Source organism: Megasphaera sp. UBA4233, assembly GCF_002395615.1.
GTDB lineage: Bacteria > Bacillota > Negativicutes > Veillonellales > Megasphaeraceae > Megasphaera > Megasphaera hexanoica.
The window spans coordinates 165,621-186,164 of sequence record NZ_DGXL01000025.1 but is presented as its reverse complement, the minus strand read 5'-3'; the positions used below and the strand labels follow the sequence as shown (position 1 = coordinate 186,164).

The following is a 20,544-nucleotide window of genomic DNA, read 5'->3' as shown; positions in this document are numbered from 1 at the left end:
TCAATAAAAAAGAATGAATTCTTTTGTTTTTTCAAAGTTCTTTCGTACATAAACAAATGTTTATTATATGAATTTTGCATGATACCGGATAAAATGCAGCGGGCTAAGGTGCTAATAGCCTTAGCCCGCCCTGTGATAGATTATTCTTTTACTGTGAGGTTGTCATGAGGGAGAATCATTTCCACATCAGTATGGGGACGTGGAATAACGTGCACGGAAATGAGTTCGCCAACGCGCTGTGCAGCAGCAGCACCAGCATCGGTAGCAGCCTTGACAGCGCCGACATCGCCGCGTACCATAACCGTTACGAGACCGCCGCCGACGAGAACTTTGCCAATGAGGTAAACGTTTGCCGCTTTTACCATTGCATCAGCTGCTTCAATAGAACCTACAAGACCTTTTGTTTCGATTAAACCTAAAGCTTCTGTTGTACTCATGTTATTTTCCTCCTAATAATATATAAGATTGAATTATTTAATAATTGTTATCCTGGAACCATTTTTAAGATTCATAGCATTAGCTTCTTCCATGTCGATATGGCATTCTAATGCCGATGTTGTTGTCACTCGGATAACAACATTACCGAAAGTACCGCCACGGTCGCCATCGATATTGATGGAAACGACCTGGCCATTCGTCACGCCAAAACGCTGCGCGTCTTCAGGAAGCATATGGATATGGCGTTTGGCAATGATGACACCGCGGGGAAGGCAGATACTGCCTTTTGGTCCGATGAGCGTCAGGCCCGGCGTACCTTCCAGTTCACCGGACATGCGCAGCGGCACCTTGATCCCCAATTTAAAACAATCGGACCGGAGTAATTCCACCTGGGATTCTTTGCGGACGGGACCGAGGATGCGGACTTTTTCCAGAACGCCCTTCGGCCCTGCCAGGGTTACCGTTTCCTTGCAGGCAAACTGTCCCGGCTGCGAAATATCTTTGATCTTTGTCAGCTGGCTGCCCGGTCCGAAAAGAGCATCCTGATCCGCCTGGGACAAATGGACATGCCGGTTGGATACTCCTACGGGAATCGTATCCGGCTGTAGATTCAAATGGCTGTTCCTGACGGCTTCTACCAGCAAATCGACTAAAGCATCATATTTCCCCATTAAAACTCACCTTTCTGTTTTAGCAGCTGGAGCACTTCATTGACGACAGCGATGAGCTGGTCATCACCAGAATCCGCTGCTCCGGCAGCCGTTCCACAGCTCGTTGCCTGGCCCGCATACGGTACGGACGGCTTGACTTCGCGGATACCATAGGCTACGCGTTTGATATTCATCAGATGCTGCGGCGTAACGTTATCAGCCGTAGCGCTTCCACCCCAGGTACCACATCCCAGTGTAAAGGCCGGTGCCAGTCCGGTGCTGATACCCGTGCCCCCCTGAGTAGCCGGTGTGTTAACAATGATGCGGAATACCGGTTTTTCATAGAACCGGCGGACAATTTCCGGATCTTCCGTATGAATCGACATGGTGTGGCCGAGACCACAATTCTTTAAAAGGCGGATACAGAGGTCGCACGCATCCTGCCAATCACGGACCGTATAGAAGCCGAGAACGCTGGTCAGTTTTTCATAGGAAAGAGGATAGCCGTTTCCTACGCCGTCCTGTTCCCCGATGAGGACCCTTGTACCGGCAGGGATTGTGATTCCTGCCGCATCGGCAATGACCTGGGGAGAACGGCCTACGAATTTGGCATTCATAGCGTGCCCGTTTTTGAAGAGAAGCTGGCAGACTTTATCTGTTTCTTCTTTCGTCATGAAGTAGCCGCCCTGGCGTTTAAACTCTTCCACAACCTGTGTCCGGTTGCATTCTTCGACGACGATAGACTGTTCAGAAGCGCAGATAGTGCCGTAGTCAAAGGTCTTGCTGAGCATAATATCTTCAACGGACTTTTTGACATCTGCCGTCCGTTCGATATAAGACGGGCCATTGCCGGGGCCTACGCCCAGAGCCGGTTTGCCGCAGCTGTAAGCTGCTTTTACCATGGCCGAACCGCCCGTAGCAATGATCATCTTAACTTCTTCACTGTGCATCAATTCATTAGTAGCACCCATGGATGGATGGATAATGGTGCTGATTGTCCCCAGCGGTGCACCAGCTGTTTCTGCCGCTTCTGCCATGAGGCGGGCCGCTTCTATCGTACATTTCAATGCTGCCGGATGGGGTGAAAATACGATGGTATTCCGTGCTTTTAGAGCAATCATGGCATTGTAGATGACCGTAGAGGTCGGGTTGGTAGAGGGGATAATTCCCAGTACGACGCCGACGGGTTCACCGATTTCCGTAATGCGGTTGACCGTATCTTCGTGAATGACACCGATAGTCTTCATATCCTTGATGTAATTGTATACATCGCGGGATGCTACCTGATTTTTGACGATTTTGTCTTCTACCTTGCCAAAGCCCGTTTCTTCAACGGCCATGCGGGCTAATTTGGCCGCGTTTTCTTCTGCCACGCGGACCATATTCTGCAAAATGCGGTCTACCTGTTCATTGGTAAACTTGCAGAATACATCTTCCGCTTTCTGCGCCTGCCGTGCCAGATTTCTGGCTTCCTGCACGGTCTGCAGATCATAATCAAATGTTTCCAAAAAGTATCTCCCCTTTCAGATTTCCTTTAAACCAGCTGCTTCCTGCTTCCGTTATAGTAATCTGCAAGCAGGCGGAGCAAAACAGCTTTCTTCGCCCGCGACACGGCACGGCCGGTCAGGCCGATATCCGTATATTCCCGGACGAGACGCCGCAAAGCTGGGACGGGCATCTTTCTGAACACCCCGTCAAGATTCACGCCGGGCTGTACGGCCAGTGCGTCAGCCTCAGCTTTGTGGAAATTTTTAAAATCTATGTCCTCAAAAGAAACCTCAGGGGCTTCTTCTTTCGGTGTAGTATCCGTCCCCTGCCATGTTTCAGGAGACACCGTATCAACTGCACCAGTACCGGTTTCTGCGCCGGATGCATCGATACGTTCTTCTGCCAGCGCCAGCCCTTCTTTAGACGGAACCGGGTCTGGCGGATCTGGTTTATCCGGGCCATTTGAGGGAAGGATCCCGGCTATGGCCGCATCAGGACGGGGAATCACGTGACGTGAAATCAGAAGGTCTTTACCCAGATGAAGCACAGCCGCTTCCCCTGCATCGACGGAAGCTTTGACTGCTCCTACATCACCGCTGACACAGACTGTCACCAGTCCGCCACCAACGAGGGTCCTGCCACTCAGTACCACGTCTGCTGCCTTGAGCATCACATCGGCACATTCTATAGCGGCTACCAGTCCTCTGGTCTCTATCATTCCCAAGGCATCCATTGATTTCCACCTCCTTTAACGCTCATATCATCCTGCCCAGTCTGCCGGATAGGTCGAATAAAACAATTTTACATGATCTTCGGCATTCCACACGACGGTAGCATCTTTAGGAATGAAGAGCACATCTCCCTGGCTGGCGTAATAGGTCTTACCATTAATCGTAATGGAGAGACTTCCTTCCAGGATAATATCTGTTTCTTCATAACCCGTCGGTGTCCAGGTAAAGGAAGAGTGATCGATGGTCAGGAATCCTGAGCTCATATGAGATTCAGTTTTACTGATAACTTCCCTGTATCCGACTTTTGTTACGGGATTACCCGTATCGAAGACTTCATAGGTCACAGAATGACCACGTACTACTTTGAGGCCGCTGTCATCTTTTTCTTCCCTGTACGGCTGTGCAGCCTGGCCACGGGCTAAAAGCACCTGACGGACAATTTCCGCTACCAGACCTTTATCCAGACCTTTCACACTGCCTGCTGCCGGTTTGTGTACGTCCGGTGCGGCAGGAGCCGTCTGCTTGTCAACAAAGGCAATCCCTTTGTCACGGGCATAGTCGCTGGCCGCTGCCGTAATAATGGCTCCGGGCTCTACATACAGTTCATGCTTCCCGGCTGCAGCCGCTTCTTTTACGTGACTGACACAAATCAATGGTTTCAATGTATCACCTCCTGATTCCATCTGCATAATTTATAACAACGTATCCCATAACCGTTCTGCCGGAGACGGGATGACCTCGATATCTACCAGCAGTCCGCTGTCTCTCACCAGTGCTTTTCCTGCATCGGCAGCTGCTTCTACAGCAGCTACATCACCGGTGAAGGTAAAATACGCTTTGCCACCGAGGCCGCTGCCAAGTCGGAGTTCAATGCCCTGTATATCAGCCGCTTTGAGAGCCGCATCAGCAGAATGAATCATCGACGCCAGAGAGAACGATTCGATGATTCCCAGGGCCGCCCGCTGTTCCGGCAGGGTTGTAGAAGAAATAGCCGGGAAGATACCGGGATGAACATTGGGAATAATGAAATGATCGACAATATATTCTCCTGCCGACTGGATGCCGGCATCGACCGAACTTTCTACGGCAGCTACATCACCCTGGATCAGGACAATGTACTTGCCGGGACATACGGCAGTGCAGCTGACGGCTTCTACAGCAGCAGTCTTGATCATCCGGTCGGCCGTATAAATTCCCCTGGCGATGCTGCTCAACTCTACCATACCTATCGCATTATACATGGATCGACCCCACCTTTATCTTAATGACTGAATCGGTAACTTCTGTGACTACGCCGTCCATGCTCGTATGGACGGGAGCACCGAGGCTCCCTTCACGGATGGCACCTACCATCTGACCGGCCGTAACCGCATCGCCGGCCTGTACGACCGGTTGTGCCGGAGCACCTACGTGCTGGCTGAGCAGGATACCGATTTCATCGATATTCCATTCCACTCCCGTAAGCGGCGCCGGACCATCAAAAGAGCTGAGGCCCAGCCGGGCAATAAGGCGTTTACTGGGAACGAGCCGGTAGGAACGGGCTTCGCGGGGCTTATAATCTCTTTCTGCCGGTGTGTATTTAATGCCGGCTGTACGCATCCGGTCCTTATACCAGCTGTTGATGTTACGCGGGCTGAGATGGGCCGGACAGGAAAAGAGTTCACACAGATTGCACTGGCTGCAGAGCTGTGCCGTAAGGGCACTTTGCAGATTATCGGGCATGTACTTCATAGTTCTCATGATTTTATGGGGCTGCATGTTGTGACCCAGGAGATAGCGGGGACACAGATCGGTACACATCCGGCACTGTTCGCAGGCCGTACGGCCAATAATGCGTGCCTGCTGCTCGTTCATGCTCTTTTTCCGGATGAGATAATGGTCTTTCTTCAATATGATGTAGCCCTTGTTCTTTTTCGAAACATAGCCATCGTAGGAATTCATGATCCGGCCCATCATGGGACCGCCATCAATGACGCCATAATCATCCAGGCTGGTAATCCCGCTTTTCATGAGGACTTCGCGGACCGGCATCCCTACCGGCACTTTAAGCGTCACCGGTCTGGGAATATCGCCCTGGAGCGTCACATACGTTTCTGTTACGCTTTTACCTTCTAGGGCACGGGCGATATTGAAAGCTGTTTCGGCATTGACGACGACACAGCCAACGGAAAGAGGAATAGAACATTCCGGTACGATACGGCCTGTCAGTTCGTAGACCAGTACTTGTTCATCACCAGCAGGATAGACATCCGGAAGGATATGAATCTGTACAAATGGAGAAAAGCCCAGGGCTTCGATACGCTTTTTTAAAATTTCGATGACCTCTTTATGCTTGCCCTTGATGCCGATAATGGCCCGCTTTGCCTGTACCTGATGGCCGGCAGCGGCAAAACCGGTAATAATGGCATCGGGATACAACGCTAGCAATTGCTGGTCCACTCTCAGAAGGGGCTCGCATTCAGCACCGTTCAGTAATATGTATTCCGCTGTCGCATTCAGCTTGGCATGAGTGGGAAATCCGGCACCACCGGCACCGATGACACCGGCCTCCCGCACTTGATTTAATACGTCCAAGCGGATTCACCTCCACAATTTAAAACGTACATTCTTCATCAATGATTCCAATAATTGCCGCATCAATGGGCAGTGTATCCGGTTGAAACATCTGCCGGGCAGCACTGCCCTGGCTGACGATGACATTTTCACCGATACCGGCATTAATCAGGTCGGCAGCAATAAAACGGCGTCCTGCATCTTTGCCATCGATGACTTCTACTATCATAAATTTGATTCCGACGAGGCAGTCTGCCTTGCGCGTGGACCAAATGTTGTCAATCACTCTGGCTGCTATCATAATGTCACCTGCCTATGTTCCTGAAAGACTCTGCATATATCGGAAATTGCCGCCTCTACAGCTGCCGTATCACCAAATATGGCTATCATAACGAGATTCTGCGGGCAGCTGCCCCGGATATCTTCGACGAAGACACCGGCCGCTTTTTCTGCAATATCGGCTGCTACGACCATATCGATGAGTCTTCCCTGTACGAGTCCCACGGCATCAAAATCGCTCATATCGTGCGAAGCCGGAGAACCCTTACGCCGCATAAGGATATCTATCGTTCCCGGTGAAGGGGACTTGATGATTTTCCATTCCATAGAACCGCCTCTATTCTTCCAGCTGTTTACAATTAAGGGCAATACCGAGCGGCGTTGCAAACATGGGATTCTGTGGCTTGCGCGTCGGAAGTCCCGTCCGCTTTTCAATGATGCTTTCAATTCCCGTCAGACAACACGTACCGCCTACGAGATAAATCTCTTTCACATCATAATCCTTGATGTGGCGGGTAATGATGGAAGATACTTTTTCAATGACTGGTTGCAATATCGGCAGAATTTCACGGTGGTTTTTCTGATCCCGCTTATATAATTCGGCTTCTTCAAACGGCATCTTGTAGGCTCCCGATACGACGAGGGAAAAATGTGTGCCCCCGGTCGGTTCATCGGCCACATGTACGACCTCGCCATCTTTAAAAATCGCAATTCCTGTCGTACCGCCGCCAATATCGACGATTGCGCCGTTTTTGATTTTCAGGACGGCATTAGCGGCCGTCGGTTCATCGAGCAGATTAGTCACTTCAAACCCGGCACCTTCTACGACGTGTTTGATAGCACCGGAATCGAGATCAAACGTCCCCGGCGGCAAGGCCGCAGCGGCATACTTCAGTTCTGTACCCAGTTTCTTTTCCAGGTTTTCTTTCATTTCCCGGACGATGCGGATAGCTCCCAGATAATCCACAATCATGCCATCTTTGACAACACTGGCATATCGGTACTCTCCGGCTATAGGGCGGAAATGCTCATCAAGGACGGCGACGACAATAAAGGCCGTGCCGAGATCGACACCTGTATAGTATACAGAAGACGGTTTGGTCACCGGCTTTCTGACCACATTTTCAAACTCTTTGATTATTTCATTGCAATAGGTAAAATCTGAATTTAAAGTACTCATACTGAACCTCTCATATATTTTCCCATCATGATACAAAGGACATTGGTCAGGCTATGGAGAATGTGTATCAGCCCTTCATATACTCCCGGGCCGGCATCACCATGGCGGCTCTGTGTTTCCAGAACGAGCGGTTCCAGCATCTGCAGATATGTGCGGAGGTGATTCAGCATTAGAAGTTTGGCGCGCAGCCCTTCATCTTCCGGCAGTTTTTCCAGACTAAAGGGGATGACCGTATCATCTACTTTTTCACGAAGTTCGCCTTCCGTACAATTCCAGAAGGTAAGGGCTGGCGGTATTTCTCCTTGTTCACAGGCCAGCCGGGTCCGCTGCAGCGTCCTGGCCAGTGCGGTAAAATCTTCCGCTGCCAGATGTTCGCCATGGCGGGAAAACCATTCTGCCGTCACCATGATGAGTGATTCTGCATGCTCCAGTGTATGCCACAGTTTCATCAACTGCCACGACGGCGCAGGCTCCGTTTCTTCTGCAGCCGGTACTGCATCAGCTTTTCTCTCCTGTCTTTCTCCCCATGCGGTTTCACAGGGAATGCGCCGGTCTGTCAGGAATTGTCTGGCCCCCGGTGTCAGGCGGTTGTCTGTTGCCAGGTAATACGTCGTAAACGGTTCTTCATGATACAAATCCCGTAAATCCATTTCCGTTATATATCGCAATGTATCACCTCCTCTTATGTATCTCGTCAGCCGGCATGGGTAGCAGCCAGCCGTCGTTCCAACGCCGCAAGGCCAGCTCCCGTCCTGAGGGAAATAGGAAGAATGACTTCTTGTATACCACAGCGCCGGAGCTGTCTTACACACATATCGTAATTTTCCGGATGTTCATCGCATTTCGTGATTATGCCCGTAACAGGACAGGTAAAAATACAGGCAAATCCGGGAGAATATACTTCAACAGGTCGGGACTGGTCTACCAGGATCAGTATATGGGACGCTCCCTGGGATAAGGCGATGATATATTTGTACATCCAGGTATTTTCTAAATACGCACCGGGTATATCAATGGTGCGTCTGCCATAAATGGCATCCTGTGTTTTGCGCAGCGGCCGGTCCGTCTGATTCAGCCAGTTGGCCAGTGTCGATTTGCCCGACTGTCCTGCGCCTATAATCATGATGCGCTTCTTCATGTCCGTGTAATCCTGGCAGGTGTGAATCCCAATAGTGTTTCCAGTGTCGTATTTATGGCCTTCATGGCCGTCTCCACACTGGCTACATCTCCGGAAATCACCAACGAGCCCGTGAAGCGGTCCAGAAAACCGATTTCCACATCCGACGCCTTAGTCGCTATATCGGCCGCAATAATCGCTGTCTCACAGGGAGTCAGTGTGGCAATACCGATAGCCCCTTTTCCTTCAATGCCCAGCCGCTCGTAAATATCTTCGACCGGAGAGGCAATCACGTGGGCCAGTGTTACCTGTTTTCCGGGGACATATTCCTGAATAATGCGCGTCTTATTTTCAAATTCATTAGTCATAGGCACGCCTCCATCTGGCATTAATGCCTGATGATATTGGCATCCATACCATACTCTGTAATCCAGCTTTCGATGCGGTCCAGATCTTCTTTGGTCATGGATACGTCTTCTTCAATGCCATAGGGTTTGCCAAGCTGTTTATACTTGTTGACTCCCAGCTTATGATAGGGCAGGAGGTCTACACCGAGAAAATTCGGTCGTCCCTGGAAAGGTTTTAAAAACTCCATGGCCCGGCGGATGACATCTTCTGACGTGTTCAGCCCTTTTATCATAGGCATGCGGACTTTGACCCGGTAACCCCGGTTTATCAGTTCTGTCAGATTGTGGAGTATCCTTTCGTTCCGCACCCCGGTCAGCATCTCATGCTGGTCTGAATCAATATTTTTAATATCGTATAAGAATAAATCATTGAACCGGGCTATTTCCAGCAGAGCATCGAGCCCGGCATACCCGCAGGTTTCGATGGCCGTATTAATGCCCAGTTTTTTACATTCCATGAGAAGATTGGCCGCAAAGGCTGGCTGCATACATACTTCACCGCCGCTCAATGTAACACCGCCACCAGAACTCCGGTAAAAGGCGGCATCCTGCTGAATAAAATCCAACACCTCCGTCAGAGTCAGATCCCGGCCCACTACGTTGAGAGCCTGTCTGGGACAAACGCTTTCACAAGTCCGGCAGCCTATACAGTCTATATCGCGGTGTAATTTATGCTCCGGCCTGTCACCAGATTCATCTAAATAATGAATCTGGACGGGGCAGCCGGGAACACATTTACCGCAGTGAATGCACAATTCCTGCTGGAACATGACCTGATACTTCCGCTCCAGCCCTTCCGGATTGGCACACCAGCGGCATCGCAGCGGGCAGCCTTTAAAAAATATGATGGTGCGTATGCCAGGTCCGTCATAGATGGAATATTTCTGCATGTTGAAGATTCTTGCTTTTCGTTCCAACCTCCGGAACTGTTGTAATCTCATACTCACACTTTCCCTTCAGGAATTATCGGCCATACATTCCGGAACCTGCGGCCCGGTCCAGAAAACCGGACCGCCAGTCTTCCGGTCGTAAGGTTTAGAAATGATCCAGCATGGTACGGCTGATAATTTCATCCTGTACTTCTTTACACAATTCGACGAAGTACGCACTGTAGCCGGCAACACGGATAATCAGATCCCGGTACTTGTCCGGTTCTTTCTGCGCCTTCTTGAGCACTTCATTATCGACGTAACTAAACTGCATCTGTCCATTTCCGAGAATCGACGCCGTACGCAACAGCGTAATCAGGCCATTTTCCCCTTCCGGCGTTTCCAGTATGCCTTTGAGAAGCTTGAAATTATGAACCATGCCGATGGTCATGGCGTCACAATTCATCTTGCTGACCGACTTGATGATAGCCGTCGGCCCCAGTTTATCCGCCCCCTGTGTCGGACTGATACCGTCTGAAAGCGGTGTCCAGGCCAGGCGCCCGTTCGGCGTCGCACCGGTAAGCTCGCCAATAGGAGTGTTATTGGAAATAGACAATGTACCATGACTGAACTTGGCATAGAGCATATCGAATTTATTATGTTCATCTTCCGTCCAGTTGACAATATCGGCGGCGATAGAATCGACATAATTGTCGTCATTCCCGAACTTCGGTGCATTCATGCAGTCTGTCCTCAGCTGGTCAAAGCCCTCAAAGTTGGCATCCAGTGCTTCCTTGAATTGTTCCAGTGTATATTTTTTATCATCGTATACCAGCTTCTTAATGGCAGCCATAGAATCGGCGTACGTGCTGAGGCCGGAGAAAATGAGACCTGGGCCGCTGTTGACCATAGCGCCGCCTTCAGTAACATCCAGACCTTTTTCCATGCATCCTTCGACGAGGCTGGACATGAACGGCTTTGGCGCATAATCGCGGTGTACCCGCTGGCTGATGACCGTGCCGATAGCCGAAAGGCGGATAATATGCTGAATTTGTTTTTTTACGGCTTTATCGAAATCCTCATAGGTCTTGAACTGACTGAGATCGCCCAGGTCAAGGCCCTGCTTCGTACCATGCCATCTCATGACGCCGTGATTAAATACGAATTCAATGGCAATGGGCCACTGGGTGTAGCCTGTCGAGGTCCACTGATAAATGCGGCCTGATTTCTGTGGTTCAACACATCCCATGAGGCAGTAATCGCGGGCGTCTTCCAGGGAGAACCCTTTTGCCAGCATCATCTTGATATGCGTATCATCAAAATGGCAGGCCGGGAAGCCCATGCCGGCGCGGACGACATCGACGATTTTCTTCATGTATTTCTGCGGCGACTGATTGTGAATCCGGCAGGCCAGGGATGGCTGATACATCTTAATGAAGCGGACGGCATCCATGATGAGATAAGTCAGATTGTTGCAGGCATCTCCGCCAGTTCGTTTCTGACCCCCTATGGTGCAGTTTACGAAAGGCTGATAACCGGCAAAATATTTTGCCGCTGCTTCGCTGGAAAGCCACATGACTTCCGAGCATTTGATGATGAAGCAGCATAACAGTTCAAAAGCTTCTTTTTTCGTAATGCGTCCGGCTTCACGATCCGCTTTGTAGACGGGATATAAGTACTGGTCGAGACGGCCCAGGGAAATACCCGTCTGGTTTTCAGCAATGTTGAACAGAGATTCCATGGTCCATACGGACTGGAGCCCTTCATGGAAGGTACGGGGCGGATTGGCCGGTACATGGGCCATAATATCCGACAACTGGTATAATTCCTGGCGGCGCTGGGGATTGCTTTCCTGATCGCCAAGCTGCTTGGCATAATCAGAAAGGCGTTTAGCATAGGCAAGGACACCGTCACAGACCATGATTTCGGCTTTATAGAAGTAAATTTTATCAATGTCTTTCGGCCGGTCCATATTGAGCGTCTTCAGCTTTTCAACAGCTTCCTGCCGCACGCCGTTGACACCCTTTTTTACCAGGATGACATCATAACCCGGGCAGGTGTCGCCACCGCCATTTACCTGATGATAAGACAGATCGCTGACGAAGGATTCGCCGGAAAAAGACCATACGCCGGCATCTTCATATTGTTTCTGGCATATTTCATCGAGGCTGCGGCCTTCCCAGAAGGGAAATACTTTTTCCCGCAGCGTCCGTTTATCTTCCTCGCTGATCTGGAACGGATCCTGAGGCCGGGTAGACATGGTATCCAGTTCGTCGCGGATCCAGCGCCATGCAATTTCCGGAGAAACACTGCCGGCGCGGGGACGGCCACAGGGATGACCGATGATCAGTTCATCAGGCTGAATGAGAAGCGGTGCCGTTTCGCAGGCTTTTTTAAAAGCCAGGGCGCGAAGCATCTTCAGCGGCAGGCCGGCATTGTTCCGGTACACTTCCGTCGTAACGACAGCACGCTGTACGGAAACGCTGGGCTTTACTTTCAGATAGGCCGCTTTCAGCCTTTCCAGTCGTGGTGTCAGACCGGTAATTTCTTCATCGTCATCGACAGCATTATGGAACGTCTGTGTTGCCGGAGCCGTGACTGCCACACTGGTTTTGCCGCCTGAAAGCTGCGCAGAGATACCAGCAAACAATTTCATAACTGCTTTCTTTTCTTCGGGCGACAAATGGGCCGTCGCCTGTGCAAATTTACTGGAGAATTCTTTTTCGTCCAATGTATATTCCCTCACTTTCTCTCTTAATAAGCCGCTTTATAAATAGCTATAATATCTTCCTTTGCAGGTGTACGGGGATTCGACGGCGTGCAGCGGTCTGCCAGGGCCTGTTCCGCCATCTTCCCTGTCGCAGCCATGAATTCCTCTTCCTGAATCCCCGCCGCTCTGATAGACGCTGGAATATGCAAATCTCGTTTCAGCTGGCGTACAGCCTGCAGAAAGTTGACATACCCTTCGCGGGTCGTCCGGGCAGGAAGTCCCAGGATCCGTGCCAGCTGGCCGTACTTGGCCGCAACCTGCTGATCCGATGTATCTTTGAGATTGGCATTATATTCGATGACTTTCTCCATCAAAAGAGCATTGGAACGGCCGTGGGAGAGGTGGAATGTGCCGCCGAACGCGTGGGCCATACTGTGGGTAATTCCCAGATTGGCATTAGTAAAAGCCATACCGGCCAGACAGGATGCACGCTGGATGCATTCCCGTGCATCCTTATCTTCTGAATTACGATAAAAACGGACCAGGTTATGGCAGAGGATATAAACGGCCTTTTCAGCCAGAGCGTCCGTACAGTCCGTTGCTTTATTGGATACATACGCTTCTACTGCGTGAACCAGCGCATCCAGTCCCGTGTCGGCAATGACTTGTGGCGGCAGGCTTCTCGTGCAGGTGGAATCGAGGATGGCAATATCCGGTGCCATGAGATCATCAATCAATGCCGTCTTCTTTCCATTAATAGTAATAACGGAAAAATCCGTCACTTCCGATCCGGTACCGCTCGTCGTCGGAATGGCTATGAACTGAGGTTTATTAAAGGATTTACCGGTCTTGGACACGGCCTGATGGAGAAAATAAATCATAGCCTTGGCTGTATCCATGGCAGACCCGCCGCCGAGGGCGATGACCGTATGCCCCTGATGTACCATGTAATGTTCCAGCGAATCCATGACTGCCAACAAGTCCGGTTCCGGTTTGATATTGGTATATACATCACACTGGACACCGGCCGATTCAAGAAAATCAACAGCCTGCTTCAGATAGCCTAATTTTTCCATGATGCCATCAGACAGGATAAATGCATTCTTGCTCTTTACTTCGCGTAAATATTCGAGGGAGCCTTCGTCGAAATAGATTCTGGGCTTGATCTCAAATTCTTTCATTTATCTATCGCCTCCATATATCCCTTGTTTTTTCAATTCACTCACGATTTCTTCTATCAGGCCTGAAACGGCTGCTTTTTCCTGTTCATTCCTCATCCGGTCCATTGTCCGGGCCGGGTTCGTCCGCTGCTGCATCTGGCCGGTTCCGGTAATATCCTGTACCAGTTCGCCCAGGTTACGGACACCATATCCAACCTTTCGGATATTAATCAGATTCATGGGCGATACGTTATCCGACGTTATGGTGCCGCCGGCCGCTCCCAGTCCTAAAGTAAAGGCAGGAAACAGATTAGTTGTCGCTCCCATGCCGCCGACCGTTGCCGGCGTATTGACCAGTACGCGGGAAACAGGTTTTTTCAGGGCAAATTCCCGGATGACTTCTTCATTCTGCGAATGAATGACCAACATATTGCCCAGCCCTTTATTGCACAGGAGTTCAATGCATTTTTCACAGGCATTTCTCCAATCTCTTTCTACATAAAATGCCAGGACAGGACACAATTTCTCCCGGGCATAGGGATTGCAGAGATCGGCGTACTTCTGCTCAGAAATGAGTACGGTCGTCCCGGCCGGTACGGCAATACCGTTCATACTGGCAATTTCCGCAGCCGGCCGTCCGACGTACTGCAGGTTGATACTGCCGTCGTGATGGAATAGTGCCTTGCCGATTGTTTCTGTTTCTTCTTCATTCAGAAAGTACGCCCCCTGATGTTTCAGTTCCTGACGTACGTCTTCTGCTATGCATTCTTCAGCGACGATGGATTGCTCTGCCGCTGAAATAATACCGTTATCAAAGGTGCGGCTGAATACGATGTCCCGGACTGCTTTTTTTACATCAGCCGTCTTTTCTATAAAGGCCGGTCCATTGCCGGGACCGCCGTAAATAGCCGGTTTTCCCGATGCATGTACCAGTGGGAGCAGTCTGGGAACACTGGTAATCAGGATCAGCGATGTATCTTTATGATAGATCATCTCTTTCGTACCGCTCAGGGTAACAGTCCTGAGGTATTCTACGGCACATTCGGGCATCCCCGCTTTGATTCCGGCATCTATGAGGATGTCCAGTGTCCGCCCGATTACTTTTTGTGCCCTCGGATGGGGTGAGAAAATAATGGCATTGCCCGATTTTATGGCAATGAGTGCATTATAGACTGTCGTAGAAACGGGGCTGGTGCACGGTGGCAGAGCGGTAATGACTCCAACGGGGATACCGATATCGAGTGTTTTCTTTTCTGCATCTTCAGCTATGATGCCAACGGCCTTCATTCCCTTCATATGACGGCAGACATAGCGGCTGGCGAATATGTCTTTAATGTATTTATCTTCCCAGCGGCCAAATCCCGTTTCTTCAGCTGACAGGAGGGCCAGTTCTTTGGCATGAGGATACACGGCCTCCGCCATGGCAGCGACGATGTCATCGAGCCGGTCCTGGGAAAAAGAAGCCAGCATACGCTGGGCATCACGGCCATTTTCAATGAGGATCCGCGCTTCCTGCATAGAACATAAATCATAGTCGAGTCTGTTCATTCCGTTCACCACTTTACTTCCTGTACTCACCAATCAAGCACATATTTAGAAACGATTTTTTCTACATCCGGATGCGGGCTCGGTATGACCACGTGGCTGTATACCTGGTCCTTACCTACCTCTTCTGCCCGTTTCACACCGGCATCGACAGCTGACTGGACAGCGCCGACATCTCCGCGGACGACGACAGAAATCAGTCCGGAAGCCGTATTTTCATATCCAATCAGTTCTACATCGGCCGCTTTGCACATGGCATCTGCCGCTTCCAGTACAGAAACCAGGCCGCATGTTTCAATGAATCCCAAAGCATCTCTTTTTCGTTCCATGTGTCCGGTTCTCCTTTACTGCGTATCTATATCATGTACAGAAACAATCGTTCCCACACGTCCCACCGGGCGGGGCATGACATTTTGTGCAGTCAGGGTGCCAATGCTGGCAGCAGCTTCTGCGCCCCGTTCTACGGCTGTCCGCACGGCAGCGACATCTCCTTTTACCAGAACCGTAACCAGGCCGGATCCTATATTTTCATACGATACAAGGACGACATCTGCCGATTTGCACATGACATCGAGGGCATATATGGCTGGCACCATACCCCTCGTTTCAACAAGGCCCAATGCTTCTTCTCCGTAATATTTCATAACCTTTTTGCTCCTCTTCGAGTTAAACTTAAAAAATGCAAAGGTCTTATTAATTTTTATATCATTATTACACCTCATATGTAATATGCGTTTTTGCGATGTGTCTATTCTAGCATGCCCGTATGATTTTTTATTGAAAAATCAGGAGCTGTCTATGTGATTTTTTTTACTTGTTATAATTGTTACTTTTGTGAAAATTGTACAAAGAAGACTTTTTATATTATTCATACTATTTATGCAAAAATGTATTAAAAAATCAGTATACTCACAGATTTTTTTGTATAATAGATAAGAAGAATTCCTGCAGAATCGTAACCAAACAAAAAATAGACACGGATTTACCGTGTCAGAAGGGATATTGTGATGAATATACCGTTAGATGAAAAAAATTTGTTACTGGAGCGCATTAGATGCAGCTTACGTAAATTAAACAATTTATTATCGCTTTCGAAAATTCCCCTGCAGCTGGTAACAGCAGATGGCAATACAATTGTTGAATTAAACCCGTCACCAGACTTCTGCAAAAAAATCTGCCAGCGTCGGCGGGATTATATATGTGAAGATTATCACAACCATTGTGTCGCACCAGATAACACGATTACCCGATTTACCTGCCACTGTGGATTGTATAATTTTGTCATTCCTATTCACACCGGTTCTGCCGGCCTCCAGTTATTCCTCCTTGGGGGCCAGATATATGAAGAACAATTTGTGTATCACAAGTATATGCTGAACGCCGGTCAGTTGGCGAAGTCAAAGAAAATAGAACCCCAGGAAGTAGCTAAAGCCATCGGCCGCATCCAAAGTATGGCCCAGGCGCAGATTACGACTTACGAACGCATGGCCCAGTACATTGCCCACAACCTGGCCGAAGACCTGAAAACGTCGGATACCCAGGCCGGACGGCTTTCTCTGGAAAAAGAACTGTTAGAGAGGAAAATCATCGATTTGGAAACAAAAAATAGTTTTCTCGTCGTCAATCCTCACTTTTTATTTAACACCCTGAATACCATTGCCCGCGTAGCTTATTACGAAAAGTCGCGGAAAACGGAAGAACTGATATACTGCCTTTCGGACCTGCTGCGCTATAATTTAAAGCAGGACAACGAACTCCATCCTCTTTCAGAAGAGCTGGAAAACATCAAGAAATACCTTTACATCCAGAAAATACGATTTAAAGACCGCCTCGAATATGAAATCAACATTCCCGATGAGATGCAGCAGTACCAGATTCCCAACATGATTCTCCAGCCCCTCGTGGAAAATGCCCTGCTTCATGGTGTCACGCCCAAATGCAATGGCGGGAACATACGCATCACGGCCCGTAAACAGGGAGAGGATTTCACCTTATTCGTCAACGACAACGGATACGGCTTTCCTCCGGAAATATTAAGCCTCATAGCCGATGGCGATTATTCCCGCATCAAGACTCATGCTAAATCAGGAATCGGCCTGCTCAGTACGCACAACCGCATCCGTCATTATTTCGGCACGCCTTACGGCCTTACGGTCAGACAATCCGATTTCAGTGGAACGACCATTGCCATTTATCTCCCCATCAGGCAATAAGGGGTGAGCCTATGCATACTATTTTAATCGTAGAAGATGAAATACTGGAACAACAGTTCCTGAAAGAAATCGTTGAAGAAGAGATGCGGGGACAGTGCCATATCATAACGTGTACTACTGGGACGCAGGCCATCGAAGCCGCCAGGGAAACAAAGCCCGATATCATCCTGATGGACGTGTGGCTGCCTGAATTAGATGGCATGAAAGCCCTGACGGTTATACGCCAGTTTTGTCCCCAGGCAGCGGTCATCATACTATCCGCCTGTTCAGATTTTTCCTATGCCCAGCAGGCAATCCGCCTCCAGGTACGGGAATATCTGCTCAAGCCCATCCGGCCTTCAGAAATACGGCAGTCCATCCAGACGATTCTGGCTGCCAGCACAGTCATGCCCGCCGGCAGCAATCCGGTGGAACTGACGACGCCGGTCATCCCCCTGCCGAAGGATTCGGCTCACATGGAAGTCATTGATAAATCCATCCATTATATCCAGGACAATTTTAAGAGAAAATTATCGTTAAAAGATGTATCAGAACACGTCTACATGAATCCCCAGTACCTGAGCCGCATTTTTAAAAAAGAAGTAGGCATCAGCTGCATCGATTATATCAACCGCCTGAAAATCGAGTATGCCTGTAAACTGCTGACGACCACCGATGAATCGATCTGCCACATCTCATCACTGTGCGGATATTCCGATCAATCGTATTTTAACCGCGTGTTTATTAATCAGATGAAAATTACGCCAAAAACGTTTCGTCAGAAGAATAAGGACAAGTAGTCCCTCATACCGTTTATTCCCATTACAGCATCCGAGGAGTATACCATGCAAATAGAAGAACTCATACAGCTCACGCTGCGGCGCTTCTTTCATGACGAAACGCTGCGCTTTGACAAATCACGGTTCGCCGGCGGCCTGACAAATTACAATTACATCATGAATATCCACGGCAAGGACTATGTCATACGCCAGCCCGGCGGCATGACAGAACGGATAATCGACCGCCAGACGGAACTGGAAAACAATATCCAGGCTTCCCAGGCCGGTATCAACTGCCCGTGCCTGTATTTTGATGCCAAAAGCGGTATCAAAATCACGACCTACGTGCCGGGCAGCCGTAACCTCTCCCAGACGGGACCGCAGCTGAAAGAAAATATACAAATTGTCGTCTCACTCATGAAACAAGTCCATCAATTGACAAATCCCTTTCCCAACCGTTTTGACTGGCTGTCAGAACTATCGAAATACGAAGAAATCATAAAGGAACAGCACGGTGAATTATTTACCGATCACAATGTCATTAAAGAACAGTTATTCACCTGGCAGGATACGTACGACGCCTCTCCTGTCCTCGTCCCCTGTCATAATGATACGGTCCCGGAAAATTTTCTCGTCAGCATGACGACGGGAGATGCCTATCTCATCGACTGGGAATATGCCGGCATGAACAGTCTGTACTGGGATATCGCCGGTTATATACTGGAGTCCCGACTCCCTGCTTTCGCTATAGACTATCTGCTGCAGCACTATTTCCAGCGTCCTGTCTCCGATGACGAACTGATGAAAATTAAGATTTCCATGCTGGAACAGGATTTCCTATGGACAAACTGGGCCCTCATACGCCACTATAATGGCGATGATTTTCTCGATTACTGTGCGTTCCGGTATGAACGGCTGCGAAAGAATATGGACCTGCTCAAAGAAGACATGCATGCTGATTTAAAAAATCTTGTCCTATGACAAAAGAGGCATCTCCTCGCGTTCAAGACGTAATGAGATGCCTCTTTATCTTGCTATGTTTATTCTTCTATATGGATGACTTTATCGGGGTTTAAGATATCGTTGGGGTCGAGTGCCCGTTTAATGGTTTTCATCAGTTCCAGTTCAACCGGATCGGCACATCGTTCCAGATAGGGCATCCGCTTGTATCCGATGCCATGTTCCCCTGAAAGGCGTCCCCCCAGTTTATAGACATAGGGATAGGCAAAGTCACGGAAAGCGGCTACTTGTTTTTTCCATTCTTCGTCGCTCATATCGCGCTTCATAATCTGGAAGTGAAGGTTTCCATCACCGGCATGAGCCAGACAGAACAGAAGGAAATCGTATTTTTTACTTTCTGCCACTAAGGTCTGGATGCACTCTGCAATTTTAGGCACCGGCACGACCAGATCTTCGGACGTAGCCACTTTCGACAACGCCCGCGTACTTTCCAAGCAATTGCGGCGTACTTTCCAGACACGGTCATCGGCTTCCACCACGTCCGTAGCACCTGCTTTTTCACAGATAGATGCCAGTATATCCATCTTGGCATCGAGTTCTGCTTCACTGAACGTTTCGATAGAAATAATATCATAGAACCCGTCTTCATAATGGGGCAGGCGCAATTCACTATAATCACTGGCCCGGCGGACGAAGTTGTTATCCATAAATTCTACAGACGTCGGATTGAGTCCGGCCTTTACCAGTTTCGGCACCAGGGCCGTCGCCTTGGCAAGATCCGTAAAGACAGCCAGCACGTCCAGCTTGTACGGGCAGAGCGGCACCAGTTTAAGCGTGACCTGGGTAATGATGCCCAGCGTACCTTCCGACCCGATAATCAGCTGGTCCAGGCAATATCCGGTCGAGCATTTTTTTAAGGGTGCTCCCAGATGTGTGATTTTACCGTTGGGTAAAACGACTTCAATGGCATAGACCTGATGTCGTGTCGTTCCATAGCGGACGGCCTTATTTCCGCCGGCATTGGTAGCCAGATTGCCTCCGATGAGACAGCTGTCTGCACTGCACGGGTCCCCGGCATACATCAGTCCTCTGGCCTTGGCTGCATTTTGTATGTCTGACGTGCGGGCCCCGGCCTGGGCGACGAGATACATGCCGTCTTCGTTAATTTCCAGGATGCGGTTCATCCGTTCCATCAGAAGGACGATGCCTCCACAGACGGGAACGGCCCCGCAGCTGACACTGGTCCCGGCACTGCGCGGAGTGACGGGTATCTTGTATTGGTTCGCCACCTCCATGATACGCGCGACTTCTTCCGTGCTTCCCGGCGCTACGACGACTTCCGGCAAATGCCACATGTCAGGAGCCATGCTTTCATCAGATTGATAGGCTGCCAGTACCTCCGGATCGGTCTTGACATATTTTTCTCCGGTGATCTGCTGCAGTGCCTGTATCACATCGCCGGTTACGGGATTATATTTCATAAGTG

Annotated in this window: 22 protein-coding genes and 1 pseudogene; 3 read left to right on the top strand and 20 right to left on the bottom strand. The window is 49.5% G+C overall.

Translation table 11 applies throughout. The features are described from left to right. Positions 1 to 140: 140 nt before the first annotated feature. The 19 genes and pseudogenes from eutM to B2U90_RS09040 all read right to left on the bottom strand — a co-directional run bounded on the left by eutM (position 141) and on the right by B2U90_RS09040 (position 15,771). Positions 141 to 437 (bottom strand): ethanolamine utilization microcompartment protein EutM, encoded by a 297-nt coding sequence (eutM, locus tag B2U90_RS09130; RefSeq protein ID WP_059076761.1) that lies wholly within the window; start codon positions 435 to 437, stop codon positions 141 to 143. Between the two features lie 33 nt (positions 438 to 470). Further along, entirely contained in the window at positions 471 to 1,109 is a 639-nt protein-coding gene (locus B2U90_RS09125; protein ID WP_292017621.1) for a phosphate propanoyltransferase, read from the bottom strand. Then, positions 1,109 to 2,596, bottom strand: coding sequence for an acetaldehyde dehydrogenase (acetylating) (locus tag B2U90_RS09120; RefSeq protein ID WP_059076759.1), 1,488 nt, complete (start codon positions 2,594 to 2,596; stop codon positions 1,109 to 1,111). Before B2U90_RS09120 ends, B2U90_RS09125 begins: the two co-directional genes overlap by 1 nt. 446 nt (positions 2,597 to 3,042) lie before the next feature. Next, a pseudogene (locus tag B2U90_RS09115) lies at positions 3,043 to 3,309 on the bottom strand (BMC domain-containing protein); the annotation flags it as partial. Positions 3,310 to 3,336: 27 nt separating this feature from the next. Then, positions 3,337 to 3,969 (bottom strand): cupin domain-containing protein, encoded by a 633-nt coding sequence (locus B2U90_RS09110; protein ID WP_292017620.1) that lies wholly within the window; start codon positions 3,967 to 3,969, stop codon positions 3,337 to 3,339. A 30-nt stretch (positions 3,970 to 3,999) separates the two neighbouring features. Continuing rightward, entirely contained in the window at positions 4,000 to 4,548 is a 549-nt protein-coding gene (locus B2U90_RS09105; protein ID WP_059076756.1) for a BMC domain-containing protein, read from the bottom strand. Continuing rightward, the gene (locus tag B2U90_RS09100) at positions 4,541 to 5,881 is read right to left on the bottom strand and encodes a 4Fe-4S dicluster domain-containing protein (protein ID WP_292017619.1); all 1,341 of its coding nucleotides are present in this window, start codon (positions 5,879 to 5,881) and stop codon (positions 4,541 to 4,543) included. The genes B2U90_RS09105 and B2U90_RS09100 overlap by 8 nt, the downstream gene beginning before the upstream one ends. Positions 5,882 to 5,900: 19 nt before the next feature. Next, positions 5,901 to 6,161, bottom strand: coding sequence for a EutN/CcmL family microcompartment protein (locus B2U90_RS09095; protein ID WP_059076754.1), 261 nt, complete (start codon positions 6,159 to 6,161; stop codon positions 5,901 to 5,903). Then, positions 6,158 to 6,466: a BMC domain-containing protein gene (locus tag B2U90_RS09090; protein WP_059076753.1), complete on the bottom strand. Its 309-nt coding sequence runs from the start codon at positions 6,464 to 6,466 to the stop codon at positions 6,158 to 6,160. Before B2U90_RS09090 ends, B2U90_RS09095 begins: the two co-directional genes overlap by 4 nt. 10 nt (positions 6,467 to 6,476) lie before the next feature. Next, complete coding sequence (gene eutJ, locus B2U90_RS09085) at positions 6,477 to 7,319, bottom strand: ethanolamine utilization protein EutJ (protein WP_059076752.1); 843 nt, start codon at positions 7,317 to 7,319, stop codon at positions 6,477 to 6,479. Then, entirely contained in the window at positions 7,316 to 7,987 is a 672-nt protein-coding gene (locus B2U90_RS09080; RefSeq protein ID WP_075582004.1) for a hypothetical protein, read from the bottom strand. Before B2U90_RS09080 ends, eutJ begins: the two co-directional genes overlap by 4 nt. Before the next feature lie 26 nt (positions 7,988 to 8,013). Beyond that, the gene (locus B2U90_RS09075; protein ID WP_059076750.1) at positions 8,014 to 8,457 is read right to left on the bottom strand and encodes a EutP/PduV family microcompartment system protein; all 444 of its coding nucleotides are present in this window, start codon (positions 8,455 to 8,457) and stop codon (positions 8,014 to 8,016) included. After that, positions 8,454 to 8,804, bottom strand: a complete 351-nt coding sequence (gene eutS / locus B2U90_RS09070) for an ethanolamine utilization microcompartment protein EutS (protein WP_059076749.1) — start codon at positions 8,802 to 8,804, stop codon at positions 8,454 to 8,456. Before eutS ends, B2U90_RS09075 begins: the two co-directional genes overlap by 4 nt. 20 nt (positions 8,805 to 8,824) lie before the next feature. Beyond that, entirely contained in the window at positions 8,825 to 9,784 is a 960-nt protein-coding gene (cutD, locus tag B2U90_RS09065) for a choline TMA-lyase-activating enzyme (RefSeq protein ID WP_292017618.1), read from the bottom strand. 94 nt (positions 9,785 to 9,878) lie between these two features. Continuing rightward, the gene (gene cutC / locus B2U90_RS09060) at positions 9,879 to 12,443 is read right to left on the bottom strand and encodes a choline trimethylamine-lyase (RefSeq protein WP_059076807.1); all 2,565 of its coding nucleotides are present in this window, start codon (positions 12,441 to 12,443) and stop codon (positions 9,879 to 9,881) included. A 23-nt stretch (positions 12,444 to 12,466) separates the two neighbouring features. Continuing rightward, positions 12,467 to 13,603, bottom strand: coding sequence for a 1-propanol dehydrogenase PduQ (locus B2U90_RS09055; protein ID WP_292017617.1), 1,137 nt, complete (start codon positions 13,601 to 13,603; stop codon positions 12,467 to 12,469). After that, positions 13,604 to 15,130, bottom strand: a complete 1,527-nt coding sequence (locus tag B2U90_RS09050; RefSeq protein WP_075582488.1) for an aldehyde dehydrogenase family protein — start codon at positions 15,128 to 15,130, stop codon at positions 13,604 to 13,606. Positions 15,131 to 15,156: 26 nt separating this feature from the next. Then, entirely contained in the window at positions 15,157 to 15,456 is a 300-nt protein-coding gene (locus tag B2U90_RS09045; protein ID WP_059076745.1) for a BMC domain-containing protein, read from the bottom strand. A gap of 15 nt (positions 15,457 to 15,471) precedes the next feature. Then, positions 15,472 to 15,771, bottom strand: a complete 300-nt coding sequence (locus B2U90_RS09040; protein ID WP_059076744.1) for a BMC domain-containing protein — start codon at positions 15,769 to 15,771, stop codon at positions 15,472 to 15,474. Positions 15,772 to 16,134: 363 nt separating this feature from the next. On the opposite strand from B2U90_RS09040, the gene B2U90_RS09035 reads away from it, so the two are divergent. Genes B2U90_RS09035 through B2U90_RS09025 form a run of 3 tightly spaced genes read left to right on the top strand, consistent with a single transcriptional unit; the run spans position 16,135 to position 19,079 of the window. Beyond that, entirely contained in the window at positions 16,135 to 17,340 is a 1,206-nt protein-coding gene (locus B2U90_RS09035) for a histidine kinase (protein WP_075582001.1), read from the top strand. 11 nt (positions 17,341 to 17,351) lie between these two features. Beyond that, positions 17,352 to 18,119, top strand: a complete 768-nt coding sequence (locus tag B2U90_RS09030) for a response regulator transcription factor (protein ID WP_059076742.1) — start codon at positions 17,352 to 17,354, stop codon at positions 18,117 to 18,119. A gap of 45 nt (positions 18,120 to 18,164) precedes the next feature. After that, a complete protein-coding gene (locus tag B2U90_RS09025; RefSeq protein WP_292017616.1) occupies positions 18,165 to 19,079 on the top strand; it encodes a phosphotransferase in 915 nt (304 codons plus the stop codon). Between the two features lie 59 nt (positions 19,080 to 19,138). Here the strand turns inward: B2U90_RS09025 and B2U90_RS09020 are convergent, their stop codons facing one another. Further along, on the bottom strand, positions 19,139 to 20,539 hold the full coding sequence (locus B2U90_RS09020; protein WP_292017615.1) for an FAD-binding oxidoreductase: 1,401 nt from the start codon (positions 20,537 to 20,539) through the stop codon (positions 19,139 to 19,141). Positions 20,540 to 20,544: the final 5 nt, after the last annotated feature.

What these genes read in the sequence shown, in the direction of transcription:
- eutM (WP_059076761.1), bottom strand. Translation starts at nt 437, where the DNA reads ATGAGTACAACAGAAGCTTTAGGTTTAATCGAAACAAAAGGTCTTGTA.
- B2U90_RS09125 (WP_292017621.1), bottom strand. Translation starts at nt 1,109, where the DNA reads ATGGGGAAATATGATGCTTTAGTCGATTTGCTGGTAGAAGCCGTCAGG.
- B2U90_RS09105 (WP_059076756.1), bottom strand. Translation starts at nt 4,548, where the DNA reads ATGTATAATGCGATAGGTATGGTAGAGTTGAGCAGCATCGCCAGGGGA.
- B2U90_RS09095 (WP_059076754.1), bottom strand. Translation starts at nt 6,161, where the DNA reads ATGATAGCAGCCAGAGTGATTGACAACATTTGGTCCACGCGCAAGGCA.
- B2U90_RS09090 (WP_059076753.1), bottom strand. Translation starts at nt 6,466, where the DNA reads ATGGAATGGAAAATCATCAAGTCCCCTTCACCGGGAACGATAGATATC.
- eutJ (WP_059076752.1), bottom strand. Translation starts at nt 7,319, where the DNA reads ATGAGTACTTTAAATTCAGATTTTACCTATTGCAATGAAATAATCAAA.
- B2U90_RS09075 (WP_059076750.1), bottom strand. Translation starts at nt 8,457, where the DNA reads ATGAAGAAGCGCATCATGATTATAGGCGCAGGACAGTCGGGCAAATCG.
- eutS (WP_059076749.1), bottom strand. Translation starts at nt 8,804, where the DNA reads ATGACTAATGAATTTGAAAATAAGACGCGCATTATTCAGGAATATGTC.
- cutD (WP_292017618.1), bottom strand. Translation starts at nt 9,784, where the DNA reads ATGAGATTACAACAGTTCCGGAGGTTGGAACGAAAAGCAAGAATCTTC.
- B2U90_RS09055 (WP_292017617.1), bottom strand. Translation starts at nt 13,603, where the DNA reads ATGAAAGAATTTGAGATCAAGCCCAGAATCTATTTCGACGAAGGCTCC.
- B2U90_RS09050 (WP_075582488.1), bottom strand. Translation starts at nt 15,130, where the DNA reads ATGAACAGACTCGACTATGATTTATGTTCTATGCAGGAAGCGCGGATC.
- B2U90_RS09045 (WP_059076745.1), bottom strand. Translation starts at nt 15,456, where the DNA reads ATGGAACGAAAAAGAGATGCTTTGGGATTCATTGAAACATGCGGCCTG.
- B2U90_RS09040 (WP_059076744.1), bottom strand. Translation starts at nt 15,771, where the DNA reads ATGAAATATTACGGAGAAGAAGCATTGGGCCTTGTTGAAACGAGGGGT.
- B2U90_RS09035 (WP_075582001.1), top strand. Translation starts at nt 16,135, where the DNA reads ATGAATATACCGTTAGATGAAAAAAATTTGTTACTGGAGCGCATTAGA.
- B2U90_RS09030 (WP_059076742.1), top strand. Translation starts at nt 17,352, where the DNA reads ATGCATACTATTTTAATCGTAGAAGATGAAATACTGGAACAACAGTTC.
- B2U90_RS09025 (WP_292017616.1), top strand. Translation starts at nt 18,165, where the DNA reads ATGCAAATAGAAGAACTCATACAGCTCACGCTGCGGCGCTTCTTTCAT.
- B2U90_RS09020 (WP_292017615.1), bottom strand. Translation starts at nt 20,539, where the DNA reads ATGAAATATAATCCCGTAACCGGCGATGTGATACAGGCACTGCAGCAG.